Raw genomic sequence first — 23,766 nt, forward strand, 5'->3', positions numbered from 1 at the left:
ATTTTTTACCCTGAAATCTAAGCAACATTATCAAGGCATGCCAAGATATTCATATATCACTAAGACAAAAATTTAGTATTAAAGGTTCTTCCAGCCGATCGCACCAGAGTTTCTATTAATTTTGAGACTAATTTTTCATAACTTAATTTATAGTCCAATAATTCTTCTAAGCTAGTAATTGGCTGATCTTCTATAAAAATTGCTTTTAACAATGGGCGATCGCATTGAATTTGAATAGAACCATGCTGAAGCACAGCAGTATGATTAGCACCCCGCCGATAAACTTGAGCACTACCAATTAATTTCAAGCCATCCTCTGTAACTAAATCTGCATTTGTAGCTGTAGCAAAACAACTAGGATTATGAATGTATCCCCGTCCTGCACTGCCATAACTGAGGTTTATCCCTAACTCAGCAAATCCTGCAATTAAAAATTCACAAATATAGATATACATAGCTTGACGGCTGCGATCGCCTAGTTCGGTAATGATGCTATAGGTTAAATCGCCCTTATGGACTACAGACCTGCCACCACTGGGACGACGGACAATATCTAAACCTAAATCTTGAGCTATTTCATGCCAGCGATCTGGAATTTTATGCTGATGATGTCCTAAGGAAATTGCCGCAGGTTCCCAGCTATAGAAGCGTAAGCTAGAAATGGGGTTGCTAGATTGACAATGCTGATCCAGTAGCGATTCATCTTTAGCCATGTGTTCGGCTCCAGTTGCTACGGAGTAGGGAATTAACTGCCAAGGGTTAAGACTTAGCATGATCTGGGTGATCTAATTACGATTAGAGAAAAATCTAAGCCTTAAACTCAGCAATTAAAGCCTCATCATTAGTGTCAGCGATCGCCGAGACAATCGTAATTAAACGGGAAATTTCCGCCGCCGATAAATCCTCTACAGAACGGGTGGCAATCACAATTACCTGATCATTTTGAATGGCAAAGTGTGCTTCAAAGGTTTCCGAGGCATTTTTTTCTAGGAGTAACTTGGTCAAGCGTGCCTCATCTTTAACAGGATAGGTCAGCACCGTAGAAAGCACTGTAAAGGTATCTGTCGGCTGATCTCCCGTAATATTCACAATTACTTCGACTGTCCCGTACTTAAATTTCCATGTATCGTTGGTTTGGTTGACTACGGCAGTCTTGTCAGAGTCCATACCAGAAATCACAGTCTGAATAGTCTCCATAAAGCTAGAACTGGGTTTGAGTTCATTACTAGCTGCGATCGCTACATCAATTTCAGGGGGCATAATGTTCTGTGGTAGTTTATTTCTTAACTCTATATTACTAAGCTTCGGATCATAAGGTAGGTAAATTATTGGAAACTATTACAATTCAAGCAAATTCCACACCTCAAGGGGTAATTATTGCCCTGCATGGTTGGGGTGCAAATGCCGAAGATTTAGCAGAACTAGCACCAATTCTTAATCTACCTAATTATACTAAGTTATTTGTTCAAGCTCCCTTTGACCATCCCAATGTCTATGGCGGCAGAATGTGGTATGACTTTCAAAATCCCAATTCTAATCAGTTAGCCGAAAGCCGATCACAGCTTAAAACCTACATTGCCTCAATCGTAACTTCGGAATCTTTCTCCCATCTACCTGTATTTTTGTTGGGGTTTTCCCAAGGCGGAGCCATGACTTTGGATGTGGGCTTAGAGCTAAAATTAGCAGGCTTAATTAGCTTAAGTGGCTATCTTCACTCTGATATTGCGAATAATGCGATCGCCACACCAATTTTTACGCCAATTTTAATTGTGCATGGGGTTCGAGATGCTGTAGTACCAGTTATTGCTGCCCAAAGTGCCAAGACTACCCTAACTAAACTTGGAGCAAAGGTTAGCTATCACGAATTTGATATGGGGCATGAAATTAACCTAGAGGCGATCGCCACAGTACGGAATTTTATCTTAGAAAATAGTCCTGAAATTACAACCGAAAATACTGCCAAAATCCCATGAAACATATCGCCCTATTTCTGATCAAAATCTATCAACTGCTAATTTCACCCCTGATTGGTGCTAATTGTCGGTATCAGCCCACCTGTTCCCACTATGCGGCGGAGGCGATTGATCGGTTTGGGTTGATCCAAGGGGGATGGATGGCAATTAAACGAATTTCACGGTGTCATCCTTGGCATGAAGGGGGATACGATCCAGTGCCAGAGGTTAAGCAAGAGAGTAAGTTAAAAGATAAAGCTAATCAATCCTAGAGTAGAGTTTCATAGATGCAATGGTAGACTAAAAGTTTGAAAGTTCTGATTCTCCACACTAGATTAACGGAAAGGTTAAACTTTCGGTGGCTTAAACGAACTCAAAGTAATATCTCAAGAATAGATTCACATTTAGTTTGTCTAAGTCAAATAAGTTATTTCTTGCTTAGAAACTAAAGTTATGTTAGGTTCGCTATACATGTACTTACAAAAAACAAAAGTATGCTAGAGAAACTAAATAACCTTGGCTTTCCTATTTTAGGTACTTTCACTTTCTTTCTGATCGCTGCTCCAAGTCATGCTGTCACCCTAGGAGTATATGACTTTACAGGTAATACCGCTGCTGCCAGTAGTGTGGCTCCAAATATTTCACTCTCTTCCATAAGTGCAGGTGCGGGAGTAGGAATTAATCCGCTGTTGAACGTTGGAAGAATCACCAATTTTAATAATACAGGGTCGAATACTTTGGCATCAGCTCAAGGTATCAATGAGTTTTTTACATTTACCCTCACTCCTGATGCAGGCTTTTCAGTTAATTTAACTAGTTTTACTTTAGATGTTAGTAGAGGGTTATTGGGTAGAGGACCTACTGTTCTATATTTGACATCGAGTCTGGATGGCTTTACTAATTCAGTTAGCTCAGTTAATGTCCCAACTGGTCTAGTCCCTCAAAATACAAGCTTTGTTATACCTGGCTTTGGTTTTGATAGCATTACAACTCCTATAACCTTTAACATCTATGGTGCAGGTGCAAGTGGAAATATTGCTGCAATTCGCACTCTTAACCTAGATAACCTAACACTGGGAGGTGATGTTAGTGCTGTACCTTACGAATTTGAAACTGGATCTGGGGTTTTATTATTCGCTGGTTATTTTGCTGTCAAGAGATATTTAAAGAACAAAGCTAAAGCTAAGGCATAGCTATAACTTATAAATTTTTGATGGCTCTCTAATTGTTTTTGGGGAGCTTTTTGTTTTTGGAATAGCCAACCTTATCAAAGTCATAAGCCAAGTACCCTTGAGGAATAATTACATATTGAGTGAATGTCGTTTTGTACAGTAGTTTAGAAATGTCTGAACCATGATGATTACATTTATTTTATTGATGCTAATTACCCAATGTGTTTTATAGATATAAGTCCATCACAAATAACTTAAATGAGTATGTACTTTCTCGTTGATTACGATTTAGACTATTAATGTTTAATTTTATGTACTTATTAACGCTAATTTTAAAAAGTTAGGCGAAACTTGATTAACCGAGACCATTGATTGAGGCTTAAATTTATACCATAGATGGAAACATTAGAATTTATCATTTATCCCGATGGTCGGGTGGAAGAGAGAGTTACAGGCATTTCTGGTAGTAGTTGTGCCGATGTCACCGCAGCGATCGAAGCCAAACTAGGAATAGTTGCCTATCGAGAACTAACGGCAGAAAATTATGAACATCACGTTATAAATTCTGACCAGACCCCACAAAAGCTTGCTAACTTTTCCCAATGGTAGATCGAATCTTAATCAATTCTTCGATTAACTAAGTATATATACTTAAACCTTTTCTCAAACCTCAACTTATTGTAAACACTATTATCAAGGAATTTATATATGTCACATTTCAGCCAAGTTAAAACTCAAATTCGCACCCTTGAACCACTGCAAAAAGCCTTAACTGATTTGGGACTATCATGGAAACCTGCGGCATCTGCCAAGAGTGATCGCGGACAAACCGTCACCGCAGAGGTGGTAATTCCCCAAGAAAACGGCTATGACATTGGCTTTAAGTGGAATGGACAGGAATATGAACTTGTTGCTGATATGCACTATTGGCAACAACCTTGGACTGTCGAAAGTTTTTTAAATAAAGTCTCGCAACGCTATGCTGTTCAAACCGTGATGACTGAATCCGCACATAAGGGTTTTGCTTTGACTGAGCAACAACAACAACAGGATGGTTCCATTCGACTAGTGCTGCAACGCTGGCATGGTTAATTCGACATGGACGATGAAGTTTCAGAAATTTCAGGATTTGAGCCAGAATTAGGTGGTGCGCTACGACAAAATGCTGTCTATGTGGATGAAACTGTGTGTATTGGCTGCGGGCATTGTGCGTATGTTGCTAGATGTACGTTTTGCTTGGAGCCAGACTACGGTAGAGCTAGGGTGATTGCCCAAGATGGGGATACTGAAGAAATAATTCAAGAGGCGATCGCTACTTGTCCTGTAGATTGTATTGCTTGGGTTAATTACACTGAGCTTTCAGTCTTAGAAGCAGCCCGCCAATATCAAATTATTGGTAATCTGGGGGTAGTTGGAGATAAAACTTCCCTCATGGCAAAAAAGCATAAATTCTAGTTTATGAAAAAAGAAATTCTCTACATCATTATTGCTGCAATTACAGTGCTTTGTCTACCCGGGCTTTTACCTACCAAATTTATTAAGTCCGATGACAAAACCGTATTCATCTCGGTGATTGCCTTTACGCTTATAACTTTGATGGGCTTAGGTGTCCTAACTGTATTTATTCTTAAATATCCCTAAAATAATTTATACTACGATTGGTAGTACTTTAGGTAGTATAAATATTATGAAGGTATCTATATCTCTTCCTGATGATCTAGTACAGTATGTTGATACTCAAGTGGGCAATCGCAGTCGCTTGATTGAAAATTTACTCCAAAGATGGCGTAAACAACAAGAACAACAGGCAATGGTTAAAGCTAGTTTATTACTTGACCAATTACTCGACCAATCAAATGATGAGGATACTGAATGGCAGCAAGCAGCAATTATGGATTGGGAAGCATCTGGCTCGTAAGCTTTGATCCTTCTATTGGTACAGAAATCCGTAAGACCAGACCTGCTGTAATTGTATCTGGCACTATTTTTAATCAACGCAGTAAAGTAACTGTTTTGCCAATTACCTCTTCTAGCCCTAACGAACGCTTGCTACCAGTCATCCTACCAATTATCCCTGCTCCTAGCAATGGCATCAGCATTAAGAGTTTTGTAGTTTGCATAGACCCCATGACTTTTGATAAACGTAGGCTTGTCCAATATTTAGGCAAATTATCATTAAATGAGATTCAGAGGATTCAGCGAATATTAGCTAATTATTTAGATATTCCCCTGTAAAAATTAACTTGAATGGGATTGACTGGATGATTCTCCAATTTGATTCTTAATGTTTTTAAGTATTGGCAGTTTTTACAGGAGCTACGGATTTGACATATAATTCCTTAAGCTGAGAATCCTCAACCGCAGACGGGGCATCCGTAAGTAAATCCCTAGCCTGTTGAGTTTTGGGGAAAGCAATAACTTCACGAATCGAATCTGCACCTGCCAAAAGCATCACCAACCGATCTAGCCCGTAAGCAATGCCACCATGGGGAGGAGTTCCGTACTCAAATGCCTCTAATAGGAAACCAAATTTATCCTTTGCCTGCTGTTCTGTTAGCCCGATCGCCTGAAATACTTGTTCTTGGACTTGGCGTTGATAAATGCGGAGAGAACCGCCACCAATTTCGGTACCATTGAGAATAATATCGTATGCCAAGGCTCTAGTTTTGAGGGTAAAGGGTTGCCCTAGGACAAAATCCTCTGGATTCGGAGCAGTAAAGGGATGATGGATCGCTTCAAATCTTTTTTCATCACCATTCCATTCAAACATGGGAAAATCTGTCACCCAAAGCAAATTCATTTTATCTGGATCAATTAATCCTAGTTCATGACCTAAAGCTAAGCGCAGACGACTCAAAGACTCATTGACAATGCCTATTTCTCCTGCCCCAAACAGAATTAGCATCCCTGGTTCAGCCTTGGTAATTCTAAAGAGTTCTTGTTTTAATTCCTCAGTTAAACTATCTTTTAAAGCCCCAATGGTATCAATGGCTCCATCTTCACGCACACGCATAAATGCTAAACCTTTGGCTCCATATTGAGCAGCGAGGGTGGCTAAGTCTCCACCGGGTTTAATGCGAGTATTGGAAATAGCTTTATCCCCATTGGGAATTGGCAGTGCCTTGACTATGCCGCCAGAGGCGATCGCTCCAGAAAATACCTTAAATCCCGAATTAGCAAAAATATGGGAAACATTAACTAATTCCATGCCAAATCTGGTATCAGGGCGATCGCAGCCATACCGATCCATAGCGTCAGCGTAGGTCATGCGGGGAAAAGGTGGTAACTCTATGCCCTTAATTTCTCTAAAGATATGCTTTACAAGGTTTTCATTCAGATTAAGAATCTCCTCTTGCGACATAAAGCTCATTTCCATGTCCAGTTGCGTAAATTCAGGCTGGCGATCTGACCGTAAGTCTTCATCACGGAAACATCGGGCAATTTGATAATAGCGATCGCAACCACCGACCATTAGTAACTGCTTAAATAACTGGGGCGATTGGGGTAGCGCATACCATTGACCAGCACTGACCCGACTAGGCACTAAGTAATCTCTAGCACCTTCTGGGGTAGAACGGCAAAGGATGGGGGTTTCCACTTCCATGAAACCGCACTGATCTTCAAGGAAGCGGCGCATGGCTTTGACCACATTAAATCTGAGTTGCAGATTATTCCGCAGGAGATCGCCCCGCATATCTAAGTAGCGATATTTTAAACGTAGGTCTTCACGGATGGTGTCAGTTTCTGAGACTAAGAAGGGTAAAGCTTTATGGACAGAATTTAATAATTCAATGGACTCAGCATAGATTTCCACTTCCCCCGTTGGGATTTTGGGATTAGTTGATTCGGGAGGACGTTGGGTAACTGTACCTGTGATGCAAACCACATATTCATTCCGCATATCTTGGGCAATGCCATAGGAATCTGGAGTCCGCACGGGGTCACTCACAATTTGGACAATGCCATAGCGATCGCGTAAATCTAAGAAAATTACCCCACCATGATCTCGATTGCGATCAATCCAGCCATAAAGTCTGACAGATTTGCCAATATGTTGGGCTGTGAGATGACCGCAGTAATGAGTACGCATAGATAGGTAAATAAGTGGATTCTAATATTATCAGATGCTTGAGGTGGAATTACTTATCTAAGTTAGCGAAGTTAGCTTGGGTTGATAATACTTTAGGTGGGCTTGAAAATGTTGAAAAAATATTTAAAGTAATTTATACCTAAACAATTTCCCATCCCCGTAGAGTGATCACTTCCCTAATTTCCTGATGCCATGCTTGCAAAGAATCCTTAAATTCAGGGTAATGTAAACCCTTGCGCCACATAACTAGTGCATCTTCTTGGGTAATTTCATAGTATTTTGGTCTTTTGCCAATTACCGTAAAACCAAATTTTTCATACAGAGCGATCGCCGCCAAATTAGAAGCCCTCACCTCCAAAGTTGCCCATTCTAGCCCTTGACTCCAAGCCTTTTCTAGCAATCCCCAAACTACATACTTGCCCAATCCTTGTCTCTGATACTCTGGACGCACTGCCAACATCGTAATATGAGCTTCTTCTAAAATTGCCCACAAACACCCGAAACCTAAAATTACTTTTTCCCTACTCATAACTGAAATTAAGTAACTATTGGGACGCTCAATTTCCTGTAAGTATCCTTCTAAGCTCCAAAATCCCCCCAGACAAGCCTGATCAATAACCTGAATCTGAGGTAAATCGGCGATCGTAATTTCAACTAGTTTTATCTGCAATTGCATATAACGCCTCAGCGTGGTGACGGATGTGATCGGCAATAAAAGTTGAGACAAAATAAAATCCATGATCGTAGCCTTCTTGGTAACGGAGGATCAGGGGCTGATTGGCTAGTTCACAGGCTGCTAGAAAAGCTTCGGTAAATAATTGATTTTTTAAATAAGTATCCGCCGTACCTTGGTCAAATAAGATCGGTCGAGGAAATCCCTGATATTTAACTAGTTCAGTAGCATCATAGGCTTGCCAAGTTGTCTGATCTTGCCCAAGGTAATTAGTGAAGGCTTTTTGTCCCCAAGGGCATTGGCTCGGAGCAGCGATCGCCGCAAATACAGAAACAGATTGATATTGCTCAGGGTTGCGTAAGGCGCAGACCAAAGCCCCATGTCCACCCATAGAATGTCCAAAAATTCCTTGCCGATCAGGTAAAGTCGGAAAATTTTGATGGATGAAGGTCGGTAATTCGCTAGTAACGTAACTATACATCTGATAATGCGATCGCCAAGGCTCTTGAGTAGCATCCACATAAAACCCTGCTCCACTGCCTAAATCCCAATCTTGATTTTCACCGATAATGCCTGTATTCCGAGGACTGGTATCGGGGACAACAAGGATTAAGCCATACTCTGCTGCTAGTTTTTGCGCTCCTGCTTTTGCCATAAAAACTTCCTCGGTACAGGTTAAACCTGATAGAAAATACAGCACAGGGACGGACTTAGTTTGAGCTTGGGGAGGGAGATAGATCGAAAAGCGCATCTCATGATGACAAGCTTCAGAAAAATGACTGTAAAAGCCAACCTTACCGCCAAAGGAGAGATGTTCTGATAATAGTTTAATAGTCATAGATTTGATATGTGTATGGCTTGTTTCAGCATTTACTTTACTCATTAGTGGGATGGATTCTCCCATGCTGCTTGGAATTCTTGAACTACCACATTCATGCCCACCGAGTTAGAAGCTTTGAATAGAATTGAGTCTCCAGTTTGGACTTGATTGAGGAGGATTTTAACTAATTCGGAGCGATCGCCACATTTACCCACATACTTAAAATCTTTGCCTACTCCAGTTAGAATTTCATCGGATTCGCCATCACTTAACACCAACAGACAATCGATTTTCAAATCTTTGGCGGTTTGCCCAACCTGAGCATGGAGCGATGCTGACATAGCCCCTAGTTCTTTCATGGTTCCCAATACTGCCCATCGGCGACCTTGAGTTGGAATTTGAGCTAATAGATGTAAGGCGGCGATCGCTGCTTCGGGAGAGCAGTTATAGGTTTCATCTAAAATTGTCACATGATCCTGAAGGCTATAAATTTTAGCTCTACCTGCGGGTAAGTCTAAATTGCCAATATTAGTGCTAATTTTTTGCCAATCTAAACCCAGAGATTTAATCACACCTAAACCTGCTAAAAAGTTCATGGCATTATGCCGACCCGATAGAGGTAATTTCCACGATCTGCCTTCGACTTGGATGGTTGCATCTGTAGTTAAATTACCCTTCACATCTCCACCATTCAATCCATAGGTTATAGCTTTCCCCTGCCATACCTGAGTTGCAGTTTTAAGTAATAGTTGATCCTCTCCATTCAAAACCGCCACACTACTTGTGGGCAAATAGGCTAATAATTCACACTTCGCCTCGGCGATCGCCTGCTGAGAACCCAATCTCCCAATGTGAGCCGTGCCAATATTGGTAATTACCGCTACATCTGGAGCCGCAACCTGAGATAACCGGGCAATTTCCCCTTTTCCCCGCATACCCATCTCTACCACTACAAAATCATGGTGCTGCGGATCAATCCTCAGTAGAGTTTGTGCCACGCCAATGTCATTATTATGGTTGGCGGCACTTTTATGGACTCTACCGTAGAAACTTAAAAGTTGGCTAATGATCTCTTTAGTTGTAGTTTTACCTGCGGAACCAGTAATGGCAATCACGGGTAATTTACATTGAGATCGCCACCAAGTTGCCAAATTTTGATAGGCATTTAAAACATCTTTAACTACTAAAAATGTGCCCTGAGCATTTTCATTATTACTAGAATTATTAAACCAAGTCTCATTAACTACGGCTGCCACTGCCCCTGAAGAGATCGCTTTTGCCACAAATTTATGTCCATCAAAGCTTTCCCCTGCTAAAGCGAAAAATAAATCTCCTGTTTCTAGGGTACGGGTGTCTGTACTAATTCCCAAAACTATGGCATTTTGATCTACTCGGATTGGTTCAGCCTCCATAATAGCTATGGCGATCGCTAAATCCAACCTCAAATCTACTAAATGACCAGCAGATAACTTAATGGACGAGTTCAAATTCACATCAGAAGCCATAAGATTATTTAAATCCGATCAAAACCTGATCAAACACAGTGATAGATAGTATAGAAGATCAAGCCATGCTCGAAAGTTCTCCCGAAAAATCTTCCACCCAAGTTGTAGTTGCCGCTTTTTATCACTTTACCCCCCTACAGGATTATCAACATTTACAAGTAGTTTTATCAGAACTATGTGATGCCCATGAATTAAAAGGCACCATTTTATTGGCACCAGAGGGGATTAACTCGACAATGGCAGGTAGTCGCTCTGGAATTGATGCTTTACTAAATTTTTTGCGTGCCGATCCCCGTCTCCAAACCTTAGAGCATAAGGAATCCTACTGTAAGGAAATGCCATTTCAACGACTAAAGGTTCGACTTAAAACTGAAATTGTCAAACTGGGCTTGCCCGAAATTGATCCTAATCAAAGCGTTGGTACTTATATTGATCCCAAAGATTGGAATGCCTTAATTTCTGATCCCAGTGTCATAGTAATTGATACCCGCAATAACTATGAAATTGAAGTTGGAACTTTTAATGGGGCAATTAACCCTAATCTCAATACCTTTAGTGAATTTCCGCAGTATGTGGAACAGCATCTCAATCAAAATCCCCATCAAAAAATAGCAATGTTTTGTACGGGTGGAATTCGCTGCGAAAAAGCCAGTGCCTATATGCTGTCCCAAGGATTTTCTGAGGTCTATCACCTAAGGGGCGGGATTCTTAAATATTTAGAAGAAATAGAACCCGAACAAAGTCTCTGGCAAGGTGAATGTTTTGTCTTTGACGATCGCCGCAGTGTTGACCATAAAACCTTTCAAAATGACATACAGCAATCCTAAGTAGCAAATACTTTTAATCTAAGCAAACTGAACTTTAGGAATAGCATTAATGAGCTTACGGGTATAATCCTGTTGAGGACTGGTGCAGATATTTTCAGCCGTATTAATTTCTTCAATTTTGCCTTTATTCATGACCATAATGCGATCGCTCATAAACTTGACCACACTTAAATCATGGGAAATAAAAATATAGGTAAGTTCAAACTCGGCTTGGATTTCCTTTAACAAATTCAAAACCTGAGCTTGCACTGATACATCCAAAGCGGATACGGATTCATCGGCAATAATTAACTTTGGACTCAAAGCCAAAGCCCTAGCAATACAAATCCGTTGTCGTTGTCCACCTGAAAATTCGTGGGGATAACGTCTGTAGGCACCTTTATCTAAGCCTACTCGCTCTAATAAATACCCTACCCGTTCTTGCTGTTCCTTACGAGGGTTACGCTGATTACCATAAATATTATGAATTTCTAAGGGTTCGGCGATCGCATCACCAATACTCATCCGAGGATTAAGTGAACCAAAGGGGTCTTGGAATACAACCTGCATATCACGGCGCAAGCGTTGTCTTTCTCGGCGATTAAAATTTAAAACATTTTTTCCTTCAAACCAAACTTCACCACTGCTGGGCTTAATTAGTTGCAGAATTGCCCTGCCAGTTGTGGTTTTGCCGCAGCCCGACTCGCCCACTAGTCCGAGGGTTTCCCCTGCATAAACATCAAAACTAATGTCATTTACCGCCACAACATACCGCTTAGTTTGTCCCCACACGCCCCGTAGAGGAAACTCCACGCGTAGATTTTTGACCTTGAGTAAGGGTTCTTTGGTTTGTAGTGCCTCTAGTCTTGCTTCAATTTCGGATGCTGCAACTACTGTTACAGTGGGGGGTAATTTGGAGATCGCTTCCCCTGTATCTGATATTTCCATAAAATCACCAATTGTGGGTAGCAGTTGTAATCTGTTCTGCATTTGGGGACGACAGGCAATTAGCCCTTGGGTGTATGGATGTTGGGGGGCTTGGAAAATATTTTTGGTACTACCATATTCAACGATCTGTCCCTTATACATAACCGCAACTTGATCAGCAATTTGGGCAATTACACCTAAATCATGGGTAATAAACAAAATCGACATCTGCCGTTGGGCTTGCAACTTTTTTAATAGGTCTAAAATTTCGGCTTGTATCGTGACATCCAGTGCTGTGGTTGGTTCGTCGGCAATTAAAATTGAGGGGTTACAGGAAATCGCGATCGCAATCATCACCCTTTGTAACTGCCCACCTGAAAGCTCATGGGGATAACGATTAAATATTTGAGCAGGCTCTGGTAATAACACTTCACCCAATAGTTCAATTGCCCTAGTTTTTGCCTCTGGTTCTGTGAGCTTTTGATGCAGTTGGATGGTTTCTACTAATTGATAACCACAGGTAAATAGAGGATTTAAGGATGTCATTGGTTCTTGAAAGATCATGGCAAGGCGATCGCCCCGATATAACCTAATTTGCTCAGCGTTACATTTCAGTAAATTGACGGGAGCCTTATCATCGAGATTTAGCCAAATTTCGCCGTTTCTGACCTTTGCCGTTTGGGATAGTAGCCCCATAATTGCTAATGCTGTAACGGATTTACCCGATCCCGACTCGCCGACTATGCCCAAGGTTCTGCCCTGACGCATTTCCAAAGATACATCTTTCACAGCCGTAACTAGACCTTCATCATTTTTGAAGTCCACTTGCAACTGATTAATACTCAAAATTACACGGTCGGGCATGGTTAGCAATCCTAGCAATTGATTCCTTTTATTTTAGTAGGCTAATCAAACATTGACTAAGCAATCAGAAAAGCGATCGCAGCAAAAATAACTAAAAATCCATAACTCAAGCCTTGAAATAATTTTTTATTGATTTTTTGTTTTCCCCATCACATCTCTTTGCAAACGGGATATGTAATAATTTCTGAGCTTAATTTACAGTATGTCGGTTGAGTTATCGTAATTTATGAAAATCCATTCAACCTCAATTCAATTTGTGCAATCTATGTATCTGGTGTGTTTGAACTCTAGTAAAACTTTTGGTTGGATTCGTCGTCATGCGTTGCACCGTGATCACGATTATCCAACCATTGTGGCAGATTTGAAAAATTGGGTAGAAAGGCATCAACGTCATCAATCACCTGTTCCCTTCAGACGACCAGCAACGGCGGAAAGATATATGTCTGCTTAAAAATTTATAAAAAATCTATTTAAAAATAAAAAATGCAAATTCTTTGGTTTTTCCCTACTAATCGAGACCTGCGTTATCTAAACTCAGATATTGGCTCACGGGCGATGACTCCTGAATATTTACAACAGTTAGCGATCGCCCAGTTAATGATTTGCAAGGCGATCGTCCAATAGATCAAAACATCACCCCGTTTAAAGTATTGAATTTTGGTAGCCAACCAGCCTCATGCAATCGCTCCCACGCTACATGAATATGACGGAATTCAAACATCCGTTTTCTCGTATTCCAATCATAGATCTTGGCGACAGCTAATTCTGCGGTTGTCGCTTCTTCTCGCGTGGCAACCCAATGCACCGTTGATAGTAATTCCATTCCAAAAGTTGTTTCAAATCCTTTAATCAGATCGGCAACACGATCAAACCTGAGCCTTGTGGACTCATGCTCTGCAAGAAAGTTTTCGGCTTGCTCAAAAGCATTAGGAATCAATTCTAGAGGCTTGTCTGGTCGATCTTCAGCATCGCCATAGCCACTGATAAAATGCCCTTCAATATAACTGAGAACATGGCGTAGATTTTCTGCGTAGGGACCATAGGGAGCCTTTTGGTAATTTAGTCGCAGAGGTTCGCCAGATTCCTGCATGAAGTACATAAGCTTATGCACTTCTAACAGGGTAACGGTAGGGTCCATAACAGCAGATAAGTAGCGGCGCATCAGTCCTAATAGAGCGGCTCGTCCCACAGTCATATTTGGAACTTTACTCTCTTTGACCATTGACTTAGCTTGAGGCGCACCTATAGGCTCAAATAGCAAAACAGCTACTTCTGGTAGGGACTGAAAAGCTTCAATAATTAGTGGACGCACATCTTCCCAGTTCAGTCCACCTAAACCACAACCTAATGGAGGAATTGCGATCGAGCGAATCTGATGTTGCTTTACCACATTTATTAAATCTTCTAGCCCAGCCTTAATGTCTTCGATGTGGCTTTTGCCTCTCCAGTGGCGCTTAGTAGGAAAGTTGATGATGAAGCGAGGAGCATATAAACGATTAAGGTCATATACAAACATTTTGCCTGCTTGTACTTCGTTGGCTTTGCAAGCGGCTTCATAAACTTTGAAATTTTCTGGAAATGCTTTTCGGAATTGTAGTGCAATTCCACGTCCCATAACGCCAACACAATTGACGGTGTTAACCAACGCTTCTGTGTCAGCTTTGAGGATGTCGCCTTGGGTTAGCTCAATCATGAGTTTAGCGTCTGCGCTCAGAAATACCAATTAGGTTCTACGGCTATAACTGGTTTGTGGGCGACATTTGCTAAAGTCGTCTTAACCTTTGTTGCCATCGTACTATTGATTATCCCAATTTTTTCGATCAATGTCCACGGAAAGACATTAAACATCAAAAACTCTGCTTGTTTGCCTTCCTTGATTTTAGCATCACGAAAATCTGAAGAAGAAACAGCGCCCCAGTCAATCTCGTTAAGTTTAGAGGGGTGATTGTAAAAGTTAGTCAAGCGAGAGCCTGCATTACCATTACTAAAAGCCCAATTTACGCTGTTTGAATTTGCCCAATTAATGACTTTATGGAAGTCGGCTTGTAGATGAACTATCGGTTGTTGACCTCCTTTATAGCTAATATCTGGATGGTTTCCCATGTGCAGCATAAAAAGCATTATTGAACGTGGACAGAAATAAAAAGGTACATACTGTCCAACCATTGTTTTGGGATGACATGGGACTTCTATCTCTTTGAGTCTTCTTTCTTTGATAGTGGACATCCCCACCAATGAGGAAGAAAGACTTCTTGTTATGCGAGTTGCATCTGAAACTAATCCCATATTGGCTGCAATGTTCGGCAGGTTTTCGATATGGGTAATGTGATAAATCTTGGGACTGGGAGGAACTGATGCCATTTAATTACCCAAATTAGTTTATTGTCTGTCGTACAGGCTTTTGAAGTGGATACTCTTGATCATGGACACTAAACATATTTATACTTTTTAAGATGCCAAGCTCTTCAGAGATTTCTACTACTCTAGCTGCATCCTCATCAGTCCAATCTGTTGTATCAATATACATAACATCTTCAGATCGAATGCCATTGTCAAACCCTGTCTCGGTAGCTATTCCAACAATATGTTGAGCATCGGGAAACTTAAGTCTCACTGTTTTGCAGTAAATCTCCAAAATATTTCTACGTGTTTCCCTATATTCTTCGTAAGTCATCCAGTCAACTTTTGGAAGTAATAGGAAAACGTAGTATGGTTCTTGGGGAGACGAGGAACAAAGACAACGGGTTGCAAGCATATGCCTTGGCGCTAGCTTTATTAGTCCACAAAGAGCTGCTGCAAGATTTCTACGCCGAAAGCGTGGTTCTCTTGCCAAGAAACGAAGAAGAATTTCATTCGATTTAACGTCAGAATGAGTTGTATAGTATTGAGTCTCTTCCATAAGGTTCTTATTGAAGCTCTCAATTAAACCATCCCAAGCATAGCTAATTTTATCTGCGAAGACTTGAGCTTGCCGTTCGGGGCTTTGGCTAAATTCTTCCCACAAACCTTCGTCAAAAACAAGATTAGTTGTTTGTTTATCAAAATTAGGTGGAGCAATAAAATCATGCTCACTCTCCTCATTCATATTTGTGAGGTAATAAGTCAGCAACTCTTCCTCACCTGCTGCAAAAACAAGTGTATCAGATCTAAGAAATTTCTCTTTTTTAACTAAGTAAGAAACAAAATCTGAAATAGTATCTAATGTGCCTAAAACAATATCCAAAGATGTGTCACCAAGAACATGTACAAATGTACGACTTGGATCGATGTCCCCAATAAAGAATGGAACATCATCATTTTCATTTACATAATGAGCATCACCTTTAATAGAAGTATTAATCATAAGGCTACCACTACCACCAAGCTCCTGTTGACAGCGACTAGAATTATCATGAGCAACTACAATTAGATGGAATTTTGCCGTTGATAAATCAGGTATATCAATAGGAAAAGGTATAGTACATGAGCGATCTAAGAAAAGGCGATTTTGGGTTTTCTTAATCCATCCTTCAGCACCCCACACTTGATCTGCGGATTTTTGTATTGCTCTTTTAAACCATCGATTCCAATCGAGAGCAAGTCGATCAGTATTTGGGAACTGACAATCTTTATCTGAGAAAATAATGATGTGATTCTCGAAAACCACTAGCAGATCACATACTTCTTTCCCCTCAGTTATTCCGCCTGAAATTTGGTCTCTATATACCCCTGAATAGCTCCAAAGCGATAAAAATGTCCGATCACAAAGAACCTTTAAGTATCGTTCAGATTCAGTAATACCATCTGCGCGTTTGATAGACATAAATAAATTTGGATATTTACAAGTTTAAAAAAGTGGCTATTATTTGCTTCTCCTCTTAGCTTGGACAAGAATCAGAGAACATTATAAATTTCATAAGCCCAGACAATATTTAACCGTTGTCTCTATCTCTTCCATTTTTTCTGGAGAGAGCATTCCTACTGGCTGATCTAGAAATCGTGAAGCATCAAGCGATCGCAGTTGAAAGCATAAAAAGACGGTTTCCAGTGGTAAACCACTTTCTGATGGAGAAACTCTAACATTGGTAGGATAATCTCTCGTAATGTTTGCCCCTTTCGTTCCTACAACAACAGTCACGACGAGGGGAAGACGATTAATATCATCAATGGAAAGAACTAAAACAGGTCTTGTGCCACTTTGCTCTCTGCCAGCAGTTGGATTGAGGTTTACAAAGTAGATTTGAGATCGCAATATAGCCATAATTCAAAGACCATCAAAATCTGTAACAGCAAACTCTTGCTGAATCTGAGAAAGCTCAGCTTGAATTTGCGGATCTTGTGCCATTGCCGCTAATTCATTCTTAATCCGAATTTGATGCGCTATATGCTCTAAAAGCCATAACTGCTCAGTTAGATTGAGAGCATCTATAGATTTAGCAATTACTTTAAGATTACTTGACTTTTCCTTAATCAGCATATTTTCCACTTAGCTCCGTCCGATTTTCCCACACGCCAATTAACCCAGAATTCAATAATTGACGCGCAGTAAAATTTTTTTTAGGCTCAGACGAGGCGAAAATGAAACTACTATGTCAACCTGTTGACCTTGAGAAACAGGCAGATCGCATAGATGAATTTCACTATCTTTTTCTATAGTTCGTTGTAACCGAATTGATTGCATAGCTTTATATTTCCCGCTTGTGCATACATTCTTAAAGCGTATTTTTAGATTATAGCTGAATTCAACCTCTTAGTAATTTAGGTGATTAGATAGAAAGTTTTTACCTAATCACCTAAATTTTCATATTAGGATAAATATTTACAACTATTCCGTAAGTCCTAAGAACATGCGCTTATTAGAATCAAAAAGTATTCCTTCGTCAACTCATCCGAATTATATGTTTCATAGCTTTTAAGGCACTAGAAACTGCTCCCAACTCAAAGTACTCCACCCTAACGAGCTAATTGGAGGAATTGGTGGTATTTGAGGAATTGGAGGAATTGGTGATATCGGAGGAATTGGAGGAATCGGTGGTATTTCTGGTATCGGAGTGATTGGTCCACCAGATGCTCCTTGAATAAAAGCAACTGAGTTTCCATGACGATCGCGAAAGAATCCCTTATTGAACCTACCAAGATACTGTCCTTGGTAGGTATAGACAGATTCATCACGAATAAATGCCCGATTTCTGTTGTTTGTATCAAGGATCACTTCATCACGGAGCCAACCTAATGTGCGTCCATTGCGGTCAAAAATAGGTTCCATATTTTTACAATACTCTTCAGGATCACAGCTAATTTAGAGAGCTATAAACAATTAGTTTTTAGCTAGGAAGTGGGAAATAATAGCTACCTAACATAAAGATTTAGGTAATTAAGTAGAAAATTTCTACCTAATCACCTGAATCATTAAGTTAGAGCGATCTATGGCTTCTGTTCAGGGAACATACACTTATCAGAATCACAACCCGCAGGGCCCGCATCCATCAACTCACCCGAATCATAACGCAACAAACTCGCGTAAAAATCATCAGACTTGCGACGTTCTAGTACCTCAGCACTGAGCTTCTCATAGGTAGCCTTATCGATTGGCTCAAAAGGCAACCGAGGGAAAGTTTGCAGGTCATCAAAACGCGCCAACAGCGCCGCCGAGATATAACCCTCATCATCACGAATCGCCTCGTAAATCTTCTTCCCTAAAGGCTCGATTTCATGCTCGCGCAATTCTAAAGTTGCAGAAGTATTATGACGAGTGTAATGCTTCTGCACCTGCATATAGAAGTCAAACTGCGCCATTACATTGAACTTGCTAATTTCCACCTGATCCGCACCGTCAAGGTCAGCCCAAGACACACTCACAGGAATCTCCACTAACCATTCTGTACATCTCGGATCGAAGGGATCATTGAGCAATTGTCCATTCTCATCCTTATCCGATTGAGAAGGAATGATGCTATAGCCATAGTCCATGCAAGCCCGCGCCACAGGATCTTCCTTACGGAAAGTAATCCGACGGATAAAGCGCTGCGCCTTCGGTGGATGCCATCCGGGGGAAGCACCAGTCAGTAAAGATTTTGTGCCTGCTGGCTGAGTTGTCGTACAACGATTCGGGCGGCGTAAGCCATGCGCGTCGCAATATTCCCAAACCGTCTGATGTACGATTTCATGCCAGCGATTTAGATAATCAGCTTCTTTCTCTTTGAAGTCTAAACCCTGCACTGTGTCAGGACGACCTGCTTCCCACCAACGCAACCATTCCACACCAAAGGCATGAACGAAGAAGTCAAATAGTCCTGTAAATGATACGCCCACAATCGGATCGACATTACGGCTAAATTGATAGCGTTCTTCATTGAAGCGATGATTAAGCAACGCAGCAACCGACAAAGCACCTGCTTTAAAGGCTTCTTCCTGTTCTTTCTCATTACGAGGATTGAGTTGATTGAGATGCACCTCGGACAAATTGCAATGGAAGTCTGCCCCAGTTATTTCACCACAGGGATTGAGAGCATAGCGCTGTAATCTATGCTCTAGCTCTCGTTCAGTGACTTCAGGTTGATGCGATCGCAACCATGTTTTGCCTTCTCCTTTCACATAGGCAGCTAAGAAATCACGCTTGAGTTCAGGAGTTGTAATCAAATCCGCATTAGAACGTGCGATCGCTTCACCCGCCCATTGAATTGCACCTTCACCTGAATAATACTGCTTGCGAACAGCATCAATACATTCTTGCTCTGTGGGCTTGCGATGGAATACTCTCGTGTGGTTCGCCATTCTCAAAGCATCACGCTCAGGATCGATGCGCCAGTTACCCGCTTCATCCTGCTGCCAGAGATTATCCTTTGCCACAGAGCCCAAAGCATCTTCTGAAGAAAATTGGCGCATCCCCGCACTTCTTCGGATGTTACCAGCTACGATACAAACGGCGGCTTCATCGATGAGGATGCAGCACTCAACTGAGGTGAGTTGACGACTGATCGCCTTATTTAAAATATTGGCACAGCGATCGTAGAGTGTGGGCAACTTGACAGGATTTGCCATACCGCCGAAGCCCTTGAGGGGTTCGCCACTGGGACGAACATCGCTGATATCAACGGTGATTTGGACGGGCTTAGTTGCATCAAATTGCTCGTCGCTAGAAAGCTCTAAAACTGTTTGGTAGGAATTAACCCAACCTTGGCGGCTATCACCAACAACAATGTTGACAGTATTGTTAGCATAGTCAAACTTTACCTCTGTATTGTGGCGACGTTGTTCGACAGGGGTTACGCCGATTGCACCGATCACGCTGACTTGTAACTGGTTGCGAATTGCAGGCAATTTACTGATGTACTGAGGCTCTAATACGCCACCAGTACCCGATCCCTGCATGGCGAGATCCATCATCAAGCCAAAGGAGCGCCAGTCGATGACGTTAGTGCTAGTGCAGTTATAGGAGCCTGAAAAATTTTCGGGGTGATCGACCCAATCCGTACCACCGACCCACAGCCAACGCCCAGAGGTAAGGGACTTGAGCTGCTTTTGCATTTTGTCGATCAGGTCAGCTTGTTCTTGCGTAAGCTTGCCTAACGTTTTTAAACCTGTAAGTGTGCGATCGCATACCTCCGCCCAACTTTCCCGTTTATTCTTGTATTTGCGGCTATAAGTCCTAAAAAATACAGGATAAGCAGCAGGAGCACTTTCGGGGAATCTAACTTCTTTGGAGATGCGTATTAGTTCTTGCACCATAAATTCAAGTTTTTAGGTTTGTACTATTAGGTGATGAATATAGCACACTGTATATAGTGGTCAAGTAATTTTTTTGAGGGATTTACACACTACGGATATATGTATAAGAGTTTACTAAATTTAAGATGAATTTAAGAATAGTAGCGATCGCTTTTGGGTAATCAAGAAAAAATTAAGATCATTAGCTAACCGTTATTTTGACTGTGCCGACCCTTGAGATATTATGGTAGTAATCTATATCTCCATATTTCAGAACCAATGACAACTAGACGTGGTGATTCTGCCTTTCCCGTTAGCTTTAATAAAAATGAAGATGTCCTCGTGGAAGGAATGACAAAACGTGAGTATTTTGCCATTATGCTTATGCAGGGCTATGCTGTGGCTAACTTGCAATTTGAGGATATTTATCAAAAGGCACGAATGGCGGTCACGGAAGCCGATATCTTAATTGAAATTTTAAATGAGTAGTATATTCACCAAAACCCTAGATATTTGCCAAGTTGGGAATCCAGTTTTACGATTAACTGCGGAGCCGATTGCTGATCCTCAAGCTGAGGTTGTCCAAAAATTAATTGCTGGCTTAATTAAAACCCTGAAACAGTCTAATGGGGTTGGGATTGCTGCCCCGCAGGTTGGGAGATCGCAGAGGTTATTAGTAATTGCCTCCCATCCTAATGCTCGATACCCCCATGCCCCAAATATGGAACCCCTGCCATTAATTAATCCAGTAATTCGCTCCCATAGTGAAAATACAGAAAAAGATTGGGAAGGTTGTCTGTCTGTGCCGGGAATTCGAGGCTTAGTGCCACGGTATGACAGCATAGAAGTTGAATATTGCGATCGCCACGGTAAAACCCAAACTACAACTTTTACAGGATTTGTCGCTAGAATACTTCAACATGAGTACGATCACTTAGAAGGTAAAGTATTTTTAGATCGAGTGGAAAGTTCACTGGATTTAATTAGTGAAGCAGAGTATTTAAAATTAATACAGCAAGGGAATAAGTTAAGTTAACTGCTAGTTAGAGTAATTAAATTAAATGGTTAAGGCGGGTTAATCAAATAAGCTAGTTAAATTTCTTCAAAAAGTTCTTAAGAGTTAAGACTATGGCTCGATTTCAAAGCAAACTTTTTAATTGGCTTGATAACTCCCTACCCGTAAAACTAGGACGTAGAGTTAGAAATTGGTATGAAGAGGTAGGTAACCCAGTCCGCCAAGCAACTGAAACTATTAAGAAAACTACAACCAAGGCTATTCTCTATCCCATTTATATTCTGGCTGCATCTACGAATATTCAATCTAAATCCAAGCAAATTCCTTTATTACTAAAACCAGTCCAAAGTTTAGTTTTATGGATAGATCGCAATCACATTTTTAGTGTACAGAAGTCCAGCTATAAAACCCATCAATCAACCTATAAACCAACTCATAAATCATCCGTAGAAAATTCGCAAATCTCTCGTTATTTGCAATCCAAGAAGTTATTTCTATTTAATCAAACTTTTAATCTCACGACAGTAGAAGATAATCCCGAAGCAACCTTAAATAGAATTCAAAAATTAATCAGGGATGCGATCGCCTACTTTTTTGGCAATAAACATAATCGGCATAGGTTTAAATCAACCCAGCAATCGTCTAAGCAATTCTCTAATAAGTCCTCCGATCAAAATAATCAACCTTGGCTGGCAATGGCGGATGTATTTGATGATGATGCTACAGTTTGGCCCCCTAAATCTCAGGCGATCGCTAATCAGTTAGCCATAGATAAAGGCAATAGATCATCAGTTAATTTGTCTAATTCGTCGAGTAAAACTGAATCCCATGAGATCACATCTGCTCAAAGAAAGGATTTAGCGGAATCAACACCCCCAAGAGATTCTAGTCGTCCTCTTCATGCTTGGATTGATACGCAGTTTACATTTTTAGGCTATGTATATAGTCCTTTTATTCAGATTCTGCATTGGCTAGATTATTTAATTGCTATTATCGAAAAATGGATATTTAGGTTATGGCAGTACTTTGCTGGTTTTATGTGTAGGTTATTCAGATTTTAAGATATTTAAAAATTACTAAGCAAAATTACTAAACCTATGGGGCGATAGTTGATTAATTAGTTGATCAGAATTTCCAGCGATCGCTAAAGCAAACCGTTTAGCAAGGGGAGGTACAAATACAAATGGGCTAGTAAATCCTGAAAAAATATGGATATTTTCCGTAACTGCCCCAACTAAAGGTAGGGAATCTGCACTAAAAGCCACAAGACAACGATGACAGGTTCCTGGAATTGTAGCGATCGCTGGGATGATATTTTTAACTTGATCCCGAATAGCAATTTCACTCTGTTGCAGATCGCGATCAAGGTAAGGATTAGTATGCGCTAAGCTAATTTGTCCGATCCGCAGGTGCTGATTCTTAAACTGAATTGCGCCAACATCAATAGAGGGAGCTAAAACTTCATAATCCTCATCATCCCAACGTTGATCATTACGACTAGCTTCGGACTCTAGCCTTAACCTATCTGTAATTGCTGGCATTACGATTGTGCGTAAAATCACCTCTGATGGTACGGTTTCGATTACTTCAGCATGGGTAAAGTAGAGTTTTACAGATACACCAGAGCTTTTCAGAAGTGATCGCCCAATTCCTCCTGCACATACAGCAATATTTTGACCATAGTAACTAGTCTGTAGGGTTTTTACTCCACTGTTTACTCCAATTTGATTGACCTGTCTTACCTGATCTATAACAATCTCGCCACCGTGACGGAGCAATCCCAACTGATAAGCCTTGACTAAAAGTTCAGGATTGACATAGGCATGATGGTAGTGCAGAACTCCAGAAATTGCCTCAGGGTTAAGCAAGGGTTCTAGGGTAAGTGCCAGTTTAGGGTCTAAAAGCTGTGGCTGGACTGCAAAATGCTTAAAACTATCAGCAATTGCTTGGGGATTGGCATTAGCAGCAATGGTAAGTAATAAGTCTATATACTTGAACTCAATATCACTTTCTAATTCTGGAGCTAGTTTAGGGTAGCGGTCGATCCCTTCTTGGGCAAGCAGACGGGTTAAATCAGTAGTCCCTGACCAGTAGGGAATCCCTCCATAACTATACCGAGTCGCTCCTTGCAGATGTTGGTGTTGCTCAATTAAAAGTACTGAAAACCCTGCCACCGAGAGTTCATAACTAAGGGCAGCACCCGCAATTCCACTACCAATAACTACCCAATCGTAGGTTTTCATAGCTTTTGCAATA

General features: G+C 40.9%; 31 protein-coding genes. 15 read left to right on the forward strand and 16 right to left on the reverse strand.

What is annotated here, in order from left to right; translation table 11 throughout:
* Window positions 1-59: 59 nt before the first annotated feature.
* Both SYN7502_RS00715 and SYN7502_RS00720 read right to left on the reverse strand, forming a co-directional pair.
* Window positions 60-773: a lipoate--protein ligase family protein gene (locus SYN7502_RS00715; RefSeq protein ID WP_015166974.1), complete on the reverse strand. Its 714-nt coding sequence runs from the start codon at window positions 771-773 to the stop codon at window positions 60-62.
* Window positions 774-807: 34 nt separating this feature from the next.
* Window positions 808-1,260, reverse strand: coding sequence for a YbjN domain-containing protein (locus tag SYN7502_RS00720; RefSeq protein ID WP_015166975.1), 453 nt, complete (start codon window positions 1,258-1,260; stop codon window positions 808-810).
* Window positions 1,261-1,328: 68 nt separating this feature from the next.
* On the opposite strand from SYN7502_RS00720, the gene SYN7502_RS00725 reads away from it, so the two are divergent.
* The 9 genes from SYN7502_RS00725 (at window position 1,329) to SYN7502_RS00765 (ending at window position 5,359) form a co-directional block, all read left to right on the forward strand.
* The gene (locus SYN7502_RS00725) at window positions 1,329-1,973 is read left to right on the forward strand and encodes an alpha/beta hydrolase (RefSeq protein ID WP_015166976.1); all 645 of its coding nucleotides are present in this window, start codon (window positions 1,329-1,331) and stop codon (window positions 1,971-1,973) included.
* Window positions 1,970-2,224 (forward strand): membrane protein insertion efficiency factor YidD, encoded by a 255-nt coding sequence (gene yidD / locus SYN7502_RS00730; RefSeq protein WP_015166977.1) that lies wholly within the window; start codon window positions 1,970-1,972, stop codon window positions 2,222-2,224. Before SYN7502_RS00725 ends, yidD begins: the two co-directional genes overlap by 4 nt.
* 222 nt (window positions 2,225-2,446) lie before the next feature.
* Window positions 2,447-3,145: a PFE-CTERM domain-containing protein gene (locus tag SYN7502_RS00735; protein WP_015166978.1), complete on the forward strand. Its 699-nt coding sequence runs from the start codon at window positions 2,447-2,449 to the stop codon at window positions 3,143-3,145.
* A gap of 375 nt (window positions 3,146-3,520) precedes the next feature.
* A complete protein-coding gene (locus SYN7502_RS00740) occupies window positions 3,521-3,733 on the forward strand; it encodes a DUF2997 domain-containing protein (protein ID WP_015166979.1) in 213 nt (70 codons plus the stop codon).
* A 99-nt stretch (window positions 3,734-3,832) separates the two neighbouring features.
* Window positions 3,833-4,216, forward strand: a complete 384-nt coding sequence (locus tag SYN7502_RS00745) for a DUF1257 domain-containing protein (protein WP_015166980.1) — start codon at window positions 3,833-3,835, stop codon at window positions 4,214-4,216.
* A gap of 6 nt (window positions 4,217-4,222) precedes the next feature.
* Complete coding sequence (locus SYN7502_RS00750) at window positions 4,223-4,579, forward strand: ferredoxin (protein WP_015166981.1); 357 nt, start codon at window positions 4,223-4,225, stop codon at window positions 4,577-4,579.
* A gap of 3 nt (window positions 4,580-4,582) precedes the next feature.
* The gene (locus tag SYN7502_RS00755) at window positions 4,583-4,765 is read left to right on the forward strand and encodes a hypothetical protein (protein WP_015166982.1); all 183 of its coding nucleotides are present in this window, start codon (window positions 4,583-4,585) and stop codon (window positions 4,763-4,765) included.
* Between the two features lie 46 nt (window positions 4,766-4,811).
* Window positions 4,812-5,042 (forward strand): ribbon-helix-helix domain-containing protein, encoded by a 231-nt coding sequence (locus SYN7502_RS00760; protein WP_015166983.1) that lies wholly within the window; start codon window positions 4,812-4,814, stop codon window positions 5,040-5,042.
* Window positions 4,997-5,359 (forward strand): type II toxin-antitoxin system PemK/MazF family toxin, encoded by a 363-nt coding sequence (locus tag SYN7502_RS00765; protein WP_015166984.1) that lies wholly within the window; start codon window positions 4,997-4,999, stop codon window positions 5,357-5,359. The genes SYN7502_RS00760 and SYN7502_RS00765 overlap by 46 nt, the downstream gene beginning before the upstream one ends.
* Window positions 5,360-5,414: 55 nt before the next feature.
* Here SYN7502_RS00765 and aspS read toward each other — a convergent pair whose 3' ends face one another.
* From aspS to SYN7502_RS00785, 4 genes are all read right to left on the reverse strand, one after another.
* Window positions 5,415-7,214 (reverse strand): aspartate--tRNA ligase, encoded by a 1,800-nt coding sequence (aspS, locus tag SYN7502_RS00770; protein WP_015166985.1) that lies wholly within the window; start codon window positions 7,212-7,214, stop codon window positions 5,415-5,417.
* 139 nt (window positions 7,215-7,353) lie between these two features.
* The gene (gene rimI / locus SYN7502_RS00775) at window positions 7,354-7,890 is read right to left on the reverse strand and encodes a ribosomal protein S18-alanine N-acetyltransferase (RefSeq protein ID WP_015166986.1); all 537 of its coding nucleotides are present in this window, start codon (window positions 7,888-7,890) and stop codon (window positions 7,354-7,356) included.
* Window positions 7,865-8,725, reverse strand: coding sequence for an S-formylglutathione hydrolase (gene fghA / locus SYN7502_RS00780; RefSeq protein ID WP_015166987.1), 861 nt, complete (start codon window positions 8,723-8,725; stop codon window positions 7,865-7,867). The genes rimI and fghA overlap by 26 nt, the downstream gene beginning before the upstream one ends.
* 44 nt (window positions 8,726-8,769) lie before the next feature.
* Complete coding sequence (locus tag SYN7502_RS00785; protein WP_371257837.1) at window positions 8,770-10,200, reverse strand: UDP-N-acetylmuramoyl-tripeptide--D-alanyl-D-alanine ligase; 1,431 nt, start codon at window positions 10,198-10,200, stop codon at window positions 8,770-8,772.
* Window positions 10,201-10,277: 77 nt separating this feature from the next.
* Between SYN7502_RS00785 and trhO the strand changes: the two genes are divergently transcribed.
* Window positions 10,278-11,039 (forward strand): oxygen-dependent tRNA uridine(34) hydroxylase TrhO, encoded by a 762-nt coding sequence (gene trhO / locus SYN7502_RS00790; RefSeq protein WP_015166989.1) that lies wholly within the window; start codon window positions 10,278-10,280, stop codon window positions 11,037-11,039.
* A gap of 18 nt (window positions 11,040-11,057) precedes the next feature.
* Here the strand turns inward: trhO and SYN7502_RS00795 are convergent, their stop codons facing one another.
* Window positions 11,058-12,809 carry an ABC transporter ATP-binding protein gene (locus SYN7502_RS00795; protein ID WP_015166990.1) on the reverse strand — a complete coding sequence of 584 codons (1,752 nt, stop codon included), beginning with the start codon at window positions 12,807-12,809 and terminating at the stop codon, window positions 11,058-11,060.
* Window positions 12,810-13,035: 226 nt separating this feature from the next.
* Between SYN7502_RS00795 and SYN7502_RS19510 the strand changes: the two genes are divergently transcribed.
* Entirely contained in the window at window positions 13,036-13,260 is a 225-nt protein-coding gene (locus SYN7502_RS19510; RefSeq protein WP_015166991.1) for a hypothetical protein, read from the forward strand.
* A 32-nt stretch (window positions 13,261-13,292) separates the two neighbouring features.
* Entirely contained in the window at window positions 13,293-13,433 is a 141-nt protein-coding gene (locus tag SYN7502_RS20025) for a hypothetical protein (protein ID WP_015166992.1), read from the forward strand.
* A gap of 1 nt (window position 13,434) precedes the next feature.
* Here the strand turns inward: SYN7502_RS20025 and darG are convergent, their stop codons facing one another.
* The 8 genes from darG to nrdJ all read right to left on the reverse strand — a co-directional run bounded on the left by darG (window position 13,435) and on the right by nrdJ (window position 20,516).
* Window positions 13,435-14,502, reverse strand: a complete 1,068-nt coding sequence (gene darG / locus SYN7502_RS00800) for a type II toxin-antitoxin system antitoxin DNA ADP-ribosyl glycohydrolase DarG (protein ID WP_015166993.1) — start codon at window positions 14,500-14,502, stop codon at window positions 13,435-13,437.
* A gap of 17 nt (window positions 14,503-14,519) precedes the next feature.
* Window positions 14,520-15,170 (reverse strand): type II toxin-antitoxin system toxin DNA ADP-ribosyl transferase DarT, encoded by a 651-nt coding sequence (gene darT / locus SYN7502_RS00805; RefSeq protein WP_015166994.1) that lies wholly within the window; start codon window positions 15,168-15,170, stop codon window positions 14,520-14,522.
* 13 nt (window positions 15,171-15,183) lie between these two features.
* Complete coding sequence (locus SYN7502_RS00810) at window positions 15,184-16,611, reverse strand: hypothetical protein (protein ID WP_015166995.1); 1,428 nt, start codon at window positions 16,609-16,611, stop codon at window positions 15,184-15,186.
* 90 nt (window positions 16,612-16,701) lie between these two features.
* Window positions 16,702-17,049, reverse strand: a complete 348-nt coding sequence (locus SYN7502_RS00815) for a type II toxin-antitoxin system PemK/MazF family toxin (RefSeq protein WP_015166996.1) — start codon at window positions 17,047-17,049, stop codon at window positions 16,702-16,704.
* 3 nt (window positions 17,050-17,052) lie between these two features.
* Window positions 17,053-17,265 (reverse strand): hypothetical protein, encoded by a 213-nt coding sequence (locus SYN7502_RS00820; RefSeq protein ID WP_015166997.1) that lies wholly within the window; start codon window positions 17,263-17,265, stop codon window positions 17,053-17,055.
* A gap of 51 nt (window positions 17,266-17,316) precedes the next feature.
* Window positions 17,317-17,469: a hypothetical protein gene (locus SYN7502_RS20030; RefSeq protein ID WP_168130295.1), complete on the reverse strand. Its 153-nt coding sequence runs from the start codon at window positions 17,467-17,469 to the stop codon at window positions 17,317-17,319.
* A gap of 231 nt (window positions 17,470-17,700) precedes the next feature.
* Complete coding sequence (locus tag SYN7502_RS20035; RefSeq protein ID WP_015166998.1) at window positions 17,701-18,054, reverse strand: 4-fold beta flower protein; 354 nt, start codon at window positions 18,052-18,054, stop codon at window positions 17,701-17,703.
* Between the two features lie 158 nt (window positions 18,055-18,212).
* Window positions 18,213-20,516 (reverse strand): ribonucleoside-triphosphate reductase, adenosylcobalamin-dependent, encoded by a 2,304-nt coding sequence (gene nrdJ, locus SYN7502_RS00830; protein ID WP_015166999.1) that lies wholly within the window; start codon window positions 20,514-20,516, stop codon window positions 18,213-18,215.
* Between the two features lie 258 nt (window positions 20,517-20,774).
* Between nrdJ and SYN7502_RS00835 the strand changes: the two genes are divergently transcribed.
* The 3 genes from SYN7502_RS00835 to SYN7502_RS00845 all read left to right on the forward strand — a co-directional run bounded on the left by SYN7502_RS00835 (window position 20,775) and on the right by SYN7502_RS00845 (window position 22,571).
* Complete coding sequence (locus SYN7502_RS00835; RefSeq protein ID WP_015167000.1) at window positions 20,775-20,984, forward strand: hypothetical protein; 210 nt, start codon at window positions 20,775-20,777, stop codon at window positions 20,982-20,984.
* Window positions 20,977-21,531, forward strand: a complete 555-nt coding sequence (gene def / locus SYN7502_RS00840) for a peptide deformylase (RefSeq protein WP_015167001.1) — start codon at window positions 20,977-20,979, stop codon at window positions 21,529-21,531. The genes SYN7502_RS00835 and def overlap by 8 nt, the downstream gene beginning before the upstream one ends.
* Before the next feature lie 92 nt (window positions 21,532-21,623).
* The gene (locus SYN7502_RS00845) at window positions 21,624-22,571 is read left to right on the forward strand and encodes a hypothetical protein (RefSeq protein WP_015167002.1); all 948 of its coding nucleotides are present in this window, start codon (window positions 21,624-21,626) and stop codon (window positions 22,569-22,571) included.
* Between the two features lie 15 nt (window positions 22,572-22,586).
* On the opposite strand, the gene SYN7502_RS00850 is transcribed toward SYN7502_RS00845, so the two are convergent.
* Window positions 22,587-23,753 (reverse strand): NAD(P)/FAD-dependent oxidoreductase, encoded by a 1,167-nt coding sequence (locus SYN7502_RS00850; RefSeq protein WP_015167003.1) that lies wholly within the window; start codon window positions 23,751-23,753, stop codon window positions 22,587-22,589.
* Between the last annotated feature and the right edge of the window lie 13 nt (window positions 23,754-23,766).

The organism is Synechococcus sp. PCC 7502 (genome assembly GCF_000317085.1).
GTDB lineage: Bacteria > Cyanobacteriota > Cyanobacteriia > Pseudanabaenales > Pseudanabaenaceae > PCC-7502.